This is a genomic window from Micromonospora cabrerizensis (genome assembly GCF_022230955.1).
GTDB lineage: Bacteria > Actinomycetota > Actinomycetes > Mycobacteriales > Micromonosporaceae > Micromonospora > Micromonospora cabrerizensis.
Genome location: NZ_JAKKFI010000051.1, coordinates 163,663 through 179,395, shown reverse-complemented (window position 1 = coordinate 179,395; position 15,733 = coordinate 163,663). Strand labels below are relative to the sequence as shown.

At 73.6% G+C, this 15,733-nt stretch carries 2 protein-coding genes; both read right to left on the bottom strand.

From position 1 onward, the window contains the following. Positions 1-5,587, bottom strand: a 5,587-nt coding sequence (locus tag LADH09A_RS09965; RefSeq protein WP_238644595.1) for a type I polyketide synthase, incomplete at its 3' end; no start/stop codon positions are given. A 33-nt stretch (positions 5,588-5,620) separates the two neighbouring features. Next, positions 5,621-15,694, bottom strand: coding sequence for a type I polyketide synthase (locus LADH09A_RS09960; protein WP_274529288.1), 10,074 nt, complete (start codon positions 15,692-15,694; stop codon positions 5,621-5,623). Positions 15,695-15,733 lie beyond the last annotated feature (39 nt).

The window sequence follows — 15,733 nt, the reverse complement described above, 5'->3', positions numbered from 1 at the left end:
GCACGATGTTCGACTTCACCGACCCCAACCACAACGGCTCACCACCGGAACGGTCCTGCCCATACGTGGCCAACAACGCCTGCGCCTCGATCGGGTCACCCAACCGGGTGCCCGTGCCATGCGCCTCCACCACATCAACATCCGCCACACCCAAACCAGCGCTACCCAACGCCGAACGGATCACCCGCTGCTGCGACGGACCATTCGGCGCCGTCAAACCATTCGACGCACCATCCTGATTGACCGCACTACCCGCCACCACCGCCAACACCGGATGCCCATTACGCACCGCATCCGACAAACGCTCCACCACCAGAACACCAACACCCTCACCCCACGCCGTCCCATCCGCCGCCGCCGCGAACGCCTTACACCGCCCATCACCGGCCAACCCCCGCTGACGCGAAAACTCAATAAACGTCCCCGGCGTCGACATCACCGTCACACCACCGGCCAGAGCCAAACCACACTCCCCCGACCGCAACGCCCCAACCGCCAAATGCAACGCCACCAACGACGACGAACACGCCGTATCAACAGTGACCGCCGGACCCTCCACACCAAGAACATAAGAAACCCGACCCGACAACACACTCGCCGCGTTACCCGTCCCCAGGAAACCATCAGCCTCCCGCGGCACCGCCAACAACAACGTCGAATAATCCTGACCATTAGTCCCCGTGAACACACCAACCGGAGAACCCCGCAAACCCAACGGATCCACACCCGCCGACTCCAACGCCTCCCACGACACCTCCAACAACAAACGCTGCTGCGGATCCATCGCCAACGCCTCACGCGGAGACACCCCGAAAAACGAAGCGTCGAACCCCGCCACACCCTCCAAAAACCCACCCGACGACACATACGACGTCCCGAACGACTCCCCATCACCAGCCAACCCCGACAGATCCCAACCCCGATCCGACGGAAACTCCACCACCCCATCACCACCAGAAACCACAAAATCCCACAACTCATCCGGCGACCCCACACCACCCGGAAAACGACACGCCATACCCACAATCGCCACCGGCTCATCCACCACCGACGACGCCACAACCACCGGAACAGAACCCTCAACCCCACCCAACAACGACCCCAAAAACACCGCCAACACACCCGCCGACGGATAATCAAAAACAACACTCGACGGCAACTGCAAACCCGTCGCCACATTCAACCGATTACGCAACTCCACAGCCGTCAGCGAGTCGAAGCCGAGTTCCTTGAACGGCTGGTCCGCGTCGATCAGCCCGGCGCCGGTGTGCCCGAGGACGGCGGCGGCGCTGGTGACCACCAGGTCGAGCAGCTCGCGGGCCCGCTCCTCGGCGCTCATCGCGGCGTACCGGCCGGCGGCCGGCGCGGCCGGCTCCGAGGCCGCTGCCTGGAGGCGAAGGTGGTCGGGCAGTGCACTGACCAGGGGGCGGACGCGGGCCGACGCGTACATCGGCAGGAAGCGGTCCCAGTCGACGTCGGCGATGGTCACGCAGGTCTCGTCGTGGTCGAGAGCCGACTGGAGGCCGGAGAGAGCCAGCTCCGGGTCGAGGGTGAGCAGGCCACGTCGGCGCAGCTGCTCGGTGATGTCCGGGTCGTCGGCCATGCCACCGCCGGCCCAGACGCCCCAGGCGACCGAGGTGGCTGCGGCCCCACGGGCACGACGCCACTCGGCGAACGCGTCGAGGAAGGCGTTGCCCGCCGAGTACGCGGCCTGCCCGCCACTGCCCCAGACGCCGGAGATCGAGGAGAACAGGACGAAGGTGCTGGGTTCGTCGCCGAGCGCGGCGTCCAGGTTGATCGCACCGGCGACCTTGGCGGCCAGGACCGCGTCGAGGTCGGCGTCGGTGGCGGTGGCAAGGTCGGTGTGGTGGTCGACGCCGGCGGCGTGCACGACGGTTCCGATCTGCTCGCCGTCCGCCCGCAGTCGCTCGATGAGCTGGTTCACCTCTGCCGGGTCGGCGACGTCGCAGGCGGTGACGGTCACCCGGGCGCCGTGGCGGCGGACCTCGGCGGCCACCACGTCGGCGTCGGGGGCGTGGATGCCCCGGCGGCTGACCAGGACCACGTGTTCGGCGCCGCGGACCGCGACCCAGCTCGCCACGCGGGCACCGAGGCCGCCGGTTCCGCCGGTGACCAGCACGGTGCCGCGCGGCAGCCACGCGTCGCGGGGCGCGGCGGCGGTGTGCGGGTGACGCAGCAGACGGCGTACGTAGGTGCCGGAGCCGCGTACGGCGATCTCGTCCTCGCCGCTGCCGTGCAGCGCGGCGACCACCCGCTCGGCGGCGCGCTGGTCCAGCTTCTCGGGCAGGTCGATGAGGCCGCCCCAGAGGTGGGGGCGTTCCAGGCCGAGGACACGGCCGAGACCCCAGGCCAGGGCCTGGCGGGGCGCGTCGAGGTGGTCGGCGCGGCCGGTGCAGACGGCGCCCCGGGTGGCGGCCCAGAGTGGCGCCTCCAGGCCCGCGTCGGCGCAGGCCTGCGCGGCGGTCAGGAGGGTCGCCGCCGGGTCGAGCGCGGGATCGAGGGCGAGCAGCGACAGGATGCCGTCGGCGGGCCCGGCGGTGCGCAGCTGCTCGGCCAGAGCGCCGCGCTCCGGTGTCACGGTGAGCACCGTGGTGTCGCCGAGCGCGGTCAGGAGCGTCGTGTCGACGTCGGCGTCGGCGCTGGTCAGCACGAGCCAGCTGCCGGTCGCCGGAGTGCGGGGCGAACCGGTCAGTGGTTCCCAGCCGATCCGGTAGCGCAGCGTGTCGAGCACCGCGTGGGTGTGCCGGCGCCGCCGCCACGCGGAGAATGCCGGTAGCAGCGCTTCGAGGGTTTCGCGGTCCTCGTCCGACCCGAGGCCCAGGGTTTCCGCGAGGAAGGCGGTGTCCTGGCGCTCGATCGCCGACCAGAAGTGCCCGTCGGCCGGATCGCCGGCCGTTTCCGTCCGCTCGGCGGGCGGCGAGGTGAGCCAGTACTGCTGGCGCTGGAAGGCGTAGGTGGGCAGGTCGATGAGACGTCCGCCGGTCAGGCACGGCGTCCAGTCCACCGCGACGCCGCGCACGAAGACCTGCGCGAGGGCGGTGAGCAGGGCGGTCGGCTGGTCGCGGTCAGAGCGTTGCACGGGTACGAACACCGCGTCCGCGACACAGTCGGCACCCATGGCCGACAGGACCCCGTCCGGGCCGATCTCCAGGAACGTGCTGACGCCCAGGTTCTCCAGGGTGGCGATGCCGTCGGCGAAGCGCACGGCCTCCCGCACGTGCCGCACCCAGTAGCCGGCGTCCTGCGTCTCCGCGACCTGCCCGCTCACGTTGGACACGATCGGAATCCGGGGCTGCCCGTAGGTCAACGTTTCCGCGACCTGCGCGAACTCGGCCAGCATCGGCTCCATCAACACCGAGTGGAACGCGTGACTCACCCGCAGCCGCTTCGACTTCTCGAACTGGGCGGCAACCGCGGCGACCTCGTCTTCCACCCCGGACAGCACCACCGAACGCGGACCGTTCACCGCCGCGACCGACACCCCGCCGGTCAACAGCGGCAGCACCTCGGCCTCGGTCGCCCGCAACGCGACCATCACGCCACCGGCCGGCAGGGCCTGCATGAGTCGACCCCGGGCGGCGACCAGCTTCGCCGCGTCGGGCAGCGACAGCACCCCGGAAACGTGCGCCGCCGCTATCTCACCGATCGAATGCCCCACCAGGAAGTCCGGGGTGACACCGAACGACTCGACGAGGCGGAACAGGGCGACCTCGACCGCGAACAACGCGGTCTGCGTGTAGACCGTCTGGTCGAGGTCGTCGCCCTCGGCGATCACCTCGCGGATCGGCCGATCGAGATGACGGTCCAGCTCGACGCAGGCCGCGTCGAACGCCTCCGCGAACACCGGGAACGACGAGGCCAACCCCAGACCCATACCCGGCCGCTGCGACCCCTGCCCGGAGAACACGAACGCCGTCTTGCCCCGCACCACCGACCCGACGGCCGGACCCGGCGCACCAGCGGCAACCGCCGCCAGCTCCTCCGGGCCGAACACGACCGCCCGGTGCGCGTGCAACGACCGCGACGACACCAACGAGAACCCGACGTCCACCGGGTCCACACCCGTCACCGCCGCCAACCGCGACGCCTGACCCCGCAGAGCCTCCGGTGACCGGGCCGACAACACCCACGGCACCCGTGCCGGCGGAGCAGCCGCACCCCGCTGCGGGATGTCGGCAGCCGGCGGCTCCTCGATGATGACGTGAGCGTTGGTGCCGGACACCCCGAACGACGACACGCCGGCCCGGCGCGGCCGGTCCTCGGCGCCGGTCCACGGCCGGGCCGTGGTCAGCAGTTCCACCGCGCCCGCCGACCAGTCCACCTGTGGCGTCGGCTCGTCCACGTGCAGCGTTCGCGGCATGGTCCGGTGCCGCATCGCCATCAGCATCTTGATGATGCCCGCGACCCCGGCGGCGGCCTGGGTGTGCCCGATGTTCGACTTGATCGACCCCAGCCACAGCGGCTCGTCGGCGGACCGGTCCTGGCCGTACGTGGCGAGCAGCGCCTGCGCCTCGATCGGGTCGCCCAGGGTGGTGCCGGTGCCGTGCGCCTCGACGAGGTCGACGTGCTCGGCGGGGACCCGGGCGTTGGCCAGGGCGCTACGGATGACGCGCTGCTGCGCGGGGCCGTTCGGGGCGGTCAGGGCGCTGCTGGCGCCGTCCTGGTTGACGGCGGTGCCCCGGACGACGCCGAGGACGCGGTGGCCGTTGCGGACCGCGTCGGAGAGCCGTTCCAGGAGCAACATGCCGGCGCCCTCGGCCCAGCCGGTGCCGTCCGCGGCGGCGGCGAACGACTTGCACCGGCCGTTGGTGGAGAGGCCACGCTGCTTGCTGAAGTCGACGAAGACGACCGGGGTGGCCATCACGGCGACGCCGCCGGCCAGGGCGAGTGAGCATTCCCCCTGACGCAGCGACTGGACCGCCAGGTGCAGGGCGACCAGCGACGACGAGCAGGCGGTGTCCACGGTGACCGCCGGCCCCTCCAGCCCCAGGGTGTACGCGACCCGCCCGGAGGCGACGCTGCCGGAGTTGCCGGTGCCGAGGTAGCCGGCGACGTCGTCCGGGATGCTGCTCAGGTTGACCGCGTAGTCGTGGTACATGACGCCGGCGAACACCCCGGTACGGCTGCCACGCATCCCGGTCGGGTCGATGCCGGCCCGCTCGAAGGTCTCCCAGGACGTCTCCAGCAGCAGGCGCTGCTGCGGGTCCATGGCGATGGCCTCGCGTGGTGAGATGCCGAAGAAGGCCGGGTCGAACTGGCCGGCCTCGTGCAGGAAGCCACCCTCGTGGGTGTACGACGTCCCGGGGTGGTCGGGGTCCGGGTGGTAGAGCGACTCCAGGTCCCAGCCCCGGTCGACGGGGAACTCGGTGATGCCGTCCCGCTCGTCGGCGACCAGGCGCCACAGGTCCTCGGGCGTCTCCACGCCGCCGGGGTAGCGGCAGGCCATGCCGATGATGGCGATCGGCTCGCGGTCGCGCTCCTCCATCTCACGCAACCGCTGACGGGTGTCGCGCAGATCGCTGGTGGCGCGCTTGAGGTAGTCCAGGAGCTTGGCTTCGTCGGCCATCAGAACGTCACTCCCCGTCGGTGTTTCATGCGGTCAGGCAATGCCGAGTTCGTCGTCGAGGAGGTCGAACAGTTCCTCGGCGGTGGCGCCGTGCAGGGCGCCGCTGTCGTGTGCCGGGTTGGCGCCGGCCCAGGCGTCGAGCAGGCTGTGCAGCCGGGCGGCGACCTTGGACCGGTCCGGGTCGTCGGCGCTGACGGCGGCCAGGCCCGCTTCGAGGCGGTCCAGTTCGCCGAGCACCGACAGGGCGGAGGCGGCGCGTTCGTCGAGCAGTTCGTCCTGCAGATAGCGGGCCAACGCCGCGGGCGTCGGCTGGTCGAAGACGATCGTGGCGGGCAGTCGCAGACCGGCGGCCGCGGCGAGCCGGTTGCGCAGGTCGACGGCGGCGAGGGAGTCGAGGCCGCACTCGACCAGCCCGCGGTCGGGCTGGATGGCGTCGGCGGAGGCGTGACCGAGGACCGCGGCGACCTGGGTCTGCACCATCTCGAGCAGGATCCGCGGCCGGTCGGCCGGTGCCGCCCCGACGAGTCGCCGCTTGAGCGCCTCGCCGGGCTCGGCACCGTCGGCGGAGTTCTCCGCGACCCGCCGGGTGGCTCGACGGACCAGGTTGCGCAACAGCGGCGGCACCGGGCCGTTGCCGGCCGCGACGGCCGGCTGCAACCCGATCGGCAGGACGACGGGAGTGCCGGCGCCCACCGCCGCGTCGAACGCGGCGAGACCGGTCTCGGCGGTGAACGGGGTGATGCCGAAGCTGGTCATCCGGCTGATGTCGGCGTCACTGAGCTGCCCGGCCATTCCACCGCCGACCGCCCACGGCCCCCAGGCGAGGGAGATGGCGGCGAGGCCGTGGTGGCGGCGGTGCCGGGCGAGCGCGTCGAGGTAGGCGTTGGCCGCGGCGTAGTTGCCCTGTCCCGGGCCGCCGAAGCTGCCGGCCGAGGAGGAGAACAGGACGAACGCGGTCAGGTCCCGGTCCTGGGTGAGCTGGTGCAGGTTGCGGGCGGCGTCGGCCTTGGCGGCCAGGACGGCGGCGATCCGCTGCGGGGTCAGGGAGGCGAGGACACCGTCGTCGACGATGCCGGCGGCGTGCACGACAGCGGTGAGCGGGTGCTCGGCCGCGACGGCGGCGAGGGTGTGGGCGAGCTGTTCGGCGTCGGCGGTGTCGCAGGCCGCCACGGTGACGGTCGCGCCGAGGCCGGTCAGCTGCTCGGTCAACTCGGCGACGCCGGGCGCGTCCGGTCCGCGGCGGCTGGTCAGCAGCAGGTGCCGTACCCCGTGGGTGGTGACCAGGTGCCCAGCCAGCAGGCCGCCGAGGGCGCCGGTGCCGCCGGTGACCAGGACCGTGCCGTCGGGGTCGATGCCCAGGTCGGCGGGCGCGGCGGTGGCCCGGGTGAGCCGCGGCGCGTAGGCGCGGCCGTCGCGGACGGCCAGTTGCGGCTCGCCACCGGCGAGGACACCGGGCAGGCTGGCCGCGGAGAGCGGCGATTCGTCGACGTCGGCGAGCACGATCCGGTCCGGGTCCTCCGACTGCGCGGAGCGGATCAGGCCCCAGGCGGCGGCGTGCGCCAGGTCGGGGGCGTCGGCGGCGGGGTCCGGTTCGACCGCGCCGCGGCTGAGCAGGATCAGGCGTGCCCCGGCGAAGGCGGGGTCGGCGAGCCAGCGTTGGGCGAGCGCCAGCCAGGCGTCGACCGCCGGGCCGGGTGCGGCCGCGCCGGCCTGCGCCGGGACGAAGACCAGGTCCGGTACGGCGCCCGAGGCGGCCAGCGCGTCCAGGTCCGGGTAGTCGTCGACCAGGGATCCGACGGCGGCCGCCGCGTCGGCCACGAACGGGTCGGGTGCGCCGATGACGGCGTACCGGCCGCCGGTGGGGGCGGCCTGCGGTTCGACGGGCGTCCAGTCCACGGTGAACAGCGGGGCCTCGTCGGTCGGTTGGCGCAGCTGGGTGACCGAGACCGGGCGCAGCACCAGCTTGCCGATCGTGGCGACCGGTTGTCCGGTCTGGTCGGCGAGGTCGATGCGGACCCCGTCGTCGCCGTTGGGGACGATCCGCACCCGGGCCACGGCGGCGCCGGTGGCGTGCAGGCCGATGCCGGTCCAGGAGAACGGCATCCGGCTCTGGGTGGGGCTGAGGCCCTGTCGCGCTTCGGCCGCCACGGCGAGGCCCATGGCGTGGGTGGCGGCGTCGAGCAGCGCCGGGTGCAGGCCGTAGCGGGTGGCTTCGGTGGCGGTCGGCTCGGCCAGGGCGACCTCGGCGTAGATCTCCTCGCCGCGTTGCCAGGCCGCCCGCAGGCCCTGGAAGGCCGGGCCGTACCCGTATCCGAGCTGGGGCAGGAAGTCGTAGAGGAAGTCGACCTCGATCGGGGTGGCGTCGGCGGGCGGCCAGGTCTCGTCCGCGTCGGGTTCTCCGACCGGCACCGAGGAGGCGGTGCCGGCGGCGTGCCGGGTCCACGGGCCGTGGTCGTCCCGGTCCGGGCGGGAGTGCACGCTGAGGGTGCGGCGGCCGTGGGCGTCGGCCGGGCCGACGCGGACCTGTAGCCGCGTTCCGGAGTCGTCCGGGATGACCAGCGGCGCTTCCAGGGTGAGTTCCTCGACCTGGCCGCAGCCGGCGTGGTCGGCGGCGTGCGCGGCCATCTCCACGAAGGCGGTGCCGGGCAGGATCGCGGTGCCGAGAACGGTGTGGTCGGTGAGCCAGGGTTGCAGGGCGGTGGCCAGTCGACCGGTGAACAGCACCTCGCCGGTGTCGGCGAGCGTGGTGACGGTGTGCAGCAGCGGGTGGCCGGTGCCGCTGTCGGCGAAATCGGCCGGGTCCGGACGCAGCCAGTAGGGCAGGTGCTGGAACGCGTACGTGGGTAGCGGGACGCGGCGTGCGCCGGAGCCGGCGTAGACCGCGCTCCAGTCGGGGTCGGTGCCGCGGGTCTGCAGCCGGGCGAGCGCGGTGAGGACGGTGACCGGTTCCGGGTGTCCGGCGCGCAGCGCGGCGACGGCGACCGCCGCCCGGCCGGGCTGGTCGGCGAGGGTTTCCTCGGCCATCGCGGCCAACACCGGGTCCGGGCCGAGTTCGAGCAGCGTACGGACCTGGCGCTGGTGCAGCGCGAGGACCGCGTCCGCGAAGCGGACCGTCTCCCGGGCGTGCCGCACCCAGTAGTCGGGCGAGGTGAGGTCGGCAGTGGTGGCGAGTTCCCCGGTCAGGGTGGAGACGATCGGGATCTGCGGCGGGTGGTAGGTCACCGCGGTCGCGGCCCGTCGGAACTCGCCGAGCATCGGGTCCAGGTGCGGCGAGTGGAAGGCGTGGCTGACCTGGAGCCGCTTGGCCCGCCGCCCGGTGTCGCGCCAGTGCGTCACGAGCTGCTCGACCGAGGCCTCGTCCCCGGAGACCACCGTGGAGGTTGGTCCGTTGACGGCGGCGACGGTGATCCGGCCGCTCACCGCGTCGAGGGTGGCGAGCACCTCCGCCTCGTCGGCCTGGAGGGCGGCCATCGCACCGCCGTCGGGCAGCGCCTGCATGAGTCGGCCACGGGCTGCGACCAGGGCGGCCGCGTCGGCCAGGTCGAGGACGCCGGCCACGTGGGCCGCGCTCAGCTCGCCGATCGAGTGCCCGGCCAGGTAGTCCGGGACGATGCCCCAGTGGGCGAAGAGCCGGAACAGGGCGACCTCGACGGCGAACAGCGCCGGCTGGGTGTACTCGGTGCGGTCCAGCAGGTCGGCGTGTGCCGGGTCGAGGACGAGGTCGCGGATCGACCGGTCGAGGTGGGCGTCCAGGTGGGCGCAGACCGCGTCGAACGCGTCGGCGTAGACCGGGTACGCGTCGTACAGCTCCCGGCCCATCCCGGCCCGCTGGCTGCCCTGCCCGGTGAAGAGCACCGCAATGCGCCCGTCGACGGTGACGTCGGCGCTGAGCGCGGGCGCCGTGGTGTCGTCGCGCAGGGCGGTGAGGCTTCGGCGTACCTCGTCGAGGTCGGTCGCGACGATGGTCGCGCGGTGGTCGAGGGCCGCCCGGGTCGTGGCGAGTGACCAGCCGAGGTCGGCGAGGTGCCCGGCGGGCTCCTCGGCGAGGTGGTCGAGCAGCGCCGCCGCCTGCGCCCGCAGGGCGGGGGCGGTCGCGGCGGAGAGCGTGACCGGTACGGCGGGGAGCGACCCGCCGGGGGCCGGTGCCACCGGCGCCGAGGTCGTCGGGTGTTCCAGGATGACGTGGGCGTTCGTGCCGCTCACCCCGAAGGAGGAGACAGCGCCTCGCCGGGGGCGACCGGTGTCCGGCCAGTCGCGGCGCCCGGTGAGCAGTTGGACGGTGCCGGCGGACCAGTCGACGTGCGGCGACGGCTCGTCGGCGTGCAGCGTGCGCGGCAGCACCCCGGCCCGCAGCGCGAGGACGGTCTTGATGACTCCGCTGACACCGGAGGCGGCCTGGGTGTGGCCGATGTTGGACTTCAGCGAGCCCAGCCACAGCGGGCCGGCCTCGCCGCGGCCCGGACCGTAGGCGTTGATGACCGCCTGCGCCTCGATCGGGTCGCCGAGGACGGTGCCGGTGCCGTGCGCCTCGACCACGTCGACGTCGGCGGGGGTGAGCCCGGCGTCGGCGAGGGCGGCCCGGATGACGCGTTGCTGGGCCGGGCCGCTCGGGGCGGAAAGGCCGTTGGACGCGCCGTCCTGGTTGACCGCGCTGCCCCGGATGACGGCCAGAACCTGGTGACCGTTCGCCTCGGCGTCGCGGAGCCGTTCGACGACCAGGACGCTGACGCCCTCGGCCCAGCCGGTGCCGTCCGCGTCCGCGCCGAAGGCCTTGCAGCGGCCGTCGGCGGCCAGGCCGCGTTGCCGGCTGAACTCGACGAAGACCATCGGGTTGCCGATCACCGCGACGCCGCCGGCCAGGGCCAGGTCACACTCACCGCGACGCAGCGACTGGGCGGCCAGGTGCAGGGCGACCAGCGACGACGAGCAGGCGGTGTCGACGGTCAGCGCCGGGCCTTCGAGGCCGAGCGCGTACGAGATGCGGCCGGAGATGACCGCGGTGGCGGTGCCGGTGAGCAGGTAGCCCTCGGTGCCCTCGGGGGCGTTGCGGACGCCGGCGCCGTAGCCCTGGCTCGACGCGCCGACGAACACGCCGGTCCGGCTGCCGCGCAGCGAGTGCGGGTCGATGCCGGCCCGCTCGAAGCCCTCCCAGGCGGTCTCCAGCAGGAGCCGCTGCTGGGGGTCGGTGGCAAGCGCCTCGCGGGGGGAGATGCCGAAGAAGTCGGCGTCGAACTCGGCGGCCTCGTGCAGGAATCCGCCGGAGCGGGTGTAGCTGGTGCCCGGGTGGTCCGGGTCGGGGTGGTAGAGGGCGTCGACGTCCCAGCCACGGTCGGCCGGGAAGTCGCCGATCGCGTCGCGGCCGTCCAGCACCAGTTGCCACAGGTCGTCCGGGGTGCGGACGCCGCCGGGCAGGCGGCAGCTCATCGCCACGATGGCGACGGGCTCGTCGGTCGTGGCGGGAGCCGTGGCGGGGTTCGCCGAGGGGGTCGGGACGGTGCCGGCGACCTCGTCGCGCAGCAGCCTGGCGATGGCCTGGACGTTCGGGTGGTCGAAGGCGAGCGTGGTGGGCAGCCGCAGGCCGGTCGCCGTGCAGAGCCGGTTGCGGAACTCGACGGCGGACAGGGAGTCGAAGCCGAGGTCGCGCAGTGCCCGGTCCGGGGTGACGGCGGAGGCGTCGGCGTGCCCGAGCACCGCGGCGGCCTCGGTGCGCACCAGGTCGACCAGGAAGGTGTCGCGTTCTCCGGGCGTCATCCCGGCGAGTTGCTCGCGCAGCCCGGCGGCCTGGCTGTCGTCGTCGGGAGTCGCGGCGGACAGCGCGGTGCGGGCGTCGTCGAGGTCGGCCAGCAGGGCGCTGGGCCGTCCGACGGTGAAGGACGGCGCGAACCGGTCCCAGCGCACGTCGGCGACCGTGACGGTGGCCTCGCCGAGCCCGACCGCCTGGGCCAACGCGACAGTGGTCTGCTCGGGCGGCATCGGCGGCAGGCCGCGGCGCAGCAGGTGGTCGGCGGTCTCCTGCTTGGTGGCCATACCGCCGCCACCCCAGGCACCCCAGGACACCGCGGTCGCCGCGCAGCCGCGGGCCCGTCGGGCCTCGGCGAGCGCGTCGAGGTAGGCGTTGCCGGCGGCGTACGCGATCTGCCCGCCGCTGCCCCAGGTGCCGGCGACCGAGGAGAACAGCACGAACGCGTCCAGGTCGTCGGGCTCGCCGAAGAGCCGGTCGAGGTTCTCCGCCCCGGTGACCTTGGCGTCCAGCACGTGGGCGAACTCGGCGAGGGTGACGTCGGCGATCGGCGTGTGCTGGGCGACACCGGCAGTGTGGATGACGGCGCGGATCGGGTCACCGGCGTCGGCGCTTTCGCGGACCAGTGCGGTGATCGCGTCGCGGTCGGCGACGTCGCACGCGGCGACGGTGACGCGTACACCGGTCGCGGTGAGTTCGTCGGTCAGCTCGGCGGCGCCGGGCGCGGCCGGGCCCCGCCGGCTGGTGAGGATGAGGTGGTCGGCGCCGTTGCGGGCGAGCCACCGGGCGAGTTCGGTGCCGATGCCGCCGGTGCCACCGGTGATCAGGACGGTGCCGGTCGGCTGCCAGGTGGGCGCGGTGCCAGCGGCGGCGCGGGTCAGCCGGCGGGCGAGGACACCGGACGAGCGCACCGCGACCTGGTCCTCGACGCCGTCGCCTTCGGTGATGCCGGTCAGGACCGCGCAGAGCCGGTCGGCGGCCCGCCCGTCGAGGGTCTCCGGAAGGTCGACGAGGCCGCCCCAGGAGGCGGACTGTTCCAGGGCGGCGACCCGGCCGAGGCCCCAGACGAACGACTGCGGGACGCGGCGTACCGGGTCGGCCGGGCCGGTCGAGACCGCGCCGCGGGTGGCCGCCCAGACCGGGGTCTGCGGGTGGGTCTCGCGCAGGGCGACCAGCAGGTCGGTGGTGGCGGCGGCGCCCCGGGTGAGGACCCGGTGCTCATCGGTGGGGTGGTCGTCGAGGGCGAGCAGGGACAGGATGCCGGCCGGGGCGGCACCGTCGAGCGCCCGGGCGAGTCCCGCGGCGGAGGTGACGGTGACCGTCGCGCCGGCCCGGGTCATCCGGTCAGTGATCGTGGAGACCAGGTCCTGGTCGGTGATCGTGGAGACCAGGTCCTGGTCGGTTTCCGCCGGTACGAGCAGCAGCCAGCTTCCGTCGAGTCGCGGCTCCGGCAGGTCGGTACGCGGCCGCCAGGTCACCCGGTAGCGCCAGGTGTCCAGCGCCCGGTGCTCGCGGCGTCCCCGACGCCAGTCGCCGAGCTGGGCGACCGCGTCGTTGAGGTGGCCCATGCCGAGTCCGGTCAGGTCGCCGTCCTCGACGGCCGCCCAGAACTCGGCGTCGACCGGGTCGGCGGCGACCAGCTCAGGTGCCGGGTCCGGCCAGAACCGGCGCCGCTGGAAGGCGTACGTGGGCAGGTCGGTGCGCCGGCCCTCGGGCAGCACGGTGGACCAGTCGACGGGGGCCCCGGCGACGTGCGCCTCGGCGAGCGCGCGGACGATCCGGCGCTGGTCGCCCTCGCCGCGGCGCAGCGTGTGCAGGACCGGGGTGGTGACCGTGTCGCTGATCCCGGCGATCAGCACCGGGTGCGGGCTGATCTCCAGGAAGAGCCGGTTGCCGGCGGTGGCCGCCGCGGTGACGGCCTGGTCGAGGCGGACCGGGTTGCGCAGGTTGGCGTACCAGTAGTCGGCGTCGAGGGTGCCGCCGTCGGCGAGGGCGCCGGTGACGGTGGACAGGAACGGCACCGAGGCCGGGCCGGGGGTGATGCCGGCCAGCGCGGTGGTGAGTTCGGCCGCGACGGGTTCCACGGCGTCGCAGTGCGAGGCGTAGTCGACCGCGACCCGCCGGGCCCGTACGCCCGCTGTCTCGCAGCGGGTCAGGAAGGCGTCCACGGCCTCGGCCGGGCCGGCGACCACGACGGCGCAGGGCCCGTTGACGGCGGCGATCGTGAGGCCGTCGGCCAGCAGGTCCTCGACCGTGCCGAGCGGGGCGCTGACCGAGACCATGCCGCCGGTGCCGGCGAGCCGGAGCAGGGCCCGGCTGCGCAGGGCGACGACCCTCGCGCCGTCCTCGAGGGACAGCGCGCCGGCCACGACCGCGGCGGCGATCTCACCCTGGGAGTGGCCGATCACCGCCGAGGGGGTGACGCCGTGGTCGCGCCAGAGTTCGGCCAGCGACACCATCACGGCCCAGAGCGCCGGCTGCACCACGTCGACCCGGTCGAGCAGGCCGGGGTCGTCGGAGCGGAGCACGTCGAGCAGGTTCCACCCGACGTGCGGGCGGAGCGCGTCGGCGCAGGCGGCGATCCGGTCGGCGAAGACCGGCGCGGTGTCGAGCAGGTCGGCGGCCATGCCGCTCCACTGGGAGCCCTGGCCGGGGAAGACGAAGACCACCTCGGCGTCCGCGACGGCGGTGCCGGTGACGACGTCGGTGTCGGTGGTGCCGCCGGGTGCGGCGGATGTGGCGAGGGCGGCAAGGCCGGCGCGGTGCTGCGGGCCGAGGACGACCGCGCGGTGGGTGAGCATCGAGCGGGCGGTACGCAGCGTGTGCGCGACGTCCGCCGGTTCGGTGGCCGCGCCCGGGCCGTCGAGGTGGGCGGCCAGCCGCGACGCCTGGTCGCGCAGGGCGTCGGCGGTGCCGGCGGAGATCAGCCAGGGAAGCTCCCCGACGCTCGGGGCGATCGGCTCGGCCGGCTCGGCGGCCGGTGCCTCCTCCAGGATGACGTGGGCGTTGGTGCCGGACATCCCGAACGACGACACCCCGGCGCGACGCGGACGCTCGCCGGTCGGCCACGGACGTTCCTCGGTGAGCAGGCGTACATTGCCGGCGGTCCAGTCGACGTGCGGGGTCGGCTCGTCGACGTGCAGGGTCCGGGGCAGCGTCTCGTGTCGCAGCGCCTCGACCATCTTGATGACACCGCCGACGCCCGCGGCGCCCTGGGAGTGCCCCAGGTTGGACTTGAGGGAGCCGAGCCACAGGGGACGGTCCTCGGGCCGGTCCTGGCCGTACGTGGCGATCAGCGCCTGGGCCTCGATCGGGTCACCGAGGACGGTGCCGGTGCCGTGCGCCTCGACGGCGTCCACGTCGGCGGTGGTCAGGCCGGCGTTGGCGAGTGCCTGCAACACGACGCGCTGCTGGGCGGGGCCGTTGGGGGCGGTCAGCCCGTTGGAGGCGCCGTCCTGGTTGACGGCGGAGCCGCGCAGCACCGCGAGGATCGGGTGGCCGTTGCGTTGCGCGTCACCGAGCCGCTCCAGCATGAGCAGGCCCACGCCCTCGGACCATCCGGTGCCGTCCGCGGCGCCGGCGAACGACTTGCAGCGCCCGTCCGGGGCGAGACCGCGCTGGCGGCTGAAGCCGATGAACGCGGTCGGCGAGGCGAGGATCGTGGCACCGCCGGCCAGGGCGAGGTCGCACTCGCCCAGGCGCAGCGCCTGACCGGCGAGGTGCAGCGCGACCAGCGACGACGAGCAGGCGGTGTCCAGCGTGACGGCCGGGCCCTCCAGCCCGAGCAGGTACGCGACGCGGCCGGAGATCACGCTGGGCGCGGTGCCGGTGAGGAAGTAGCCCTCGCTGCCCTCGGGTGGGTTCTGCTGGAGCAGCGAGACGTAGTCCTGGGTGCTCGGGGTGCCGGCGAAGATGCCGGTCCGGGTGCCGCGCAGGTGGTGCGGGTCGATGCCGGCCCGTTCGGTGGCTTCCCAGGCGGTCTCCAGCAGCAGCCGCTGCTGCGGGTCCATCGCCATCGCCTCGCGCGGGCTGACCCCGAAGAACTCGGCGTCGAAGGCGGCCAGGTCGGGCAGGAAGCCGCCGTCGCGGGTGTAGCAGGTGCCCGGGTTGTCGGGGTCGGGGTGGTAGAGCCCGTCGAGGTCCCAGCCCCGGTCGGTGGGGAACCCGCCGATACCGTCGCGCCCCTCGGCGACCAGCTGCCAGAGGTCCTCGGGGCTGTGCACCCCGCCGGGATAGCGGCAGGCCATACCGATCAGGGCGATCGGCTCGGAGCCGGCCGACTCCAACTCCCGAATGCGTTGACGCGCCTTGTGCAGGTCGGTCGTCACCCATTTCAGATAGTCCCGGAGCGTTTCTTCGCTTGCCATACGATGCCACCTCTTCAAGGCAGAGCGACCCGGAATGAG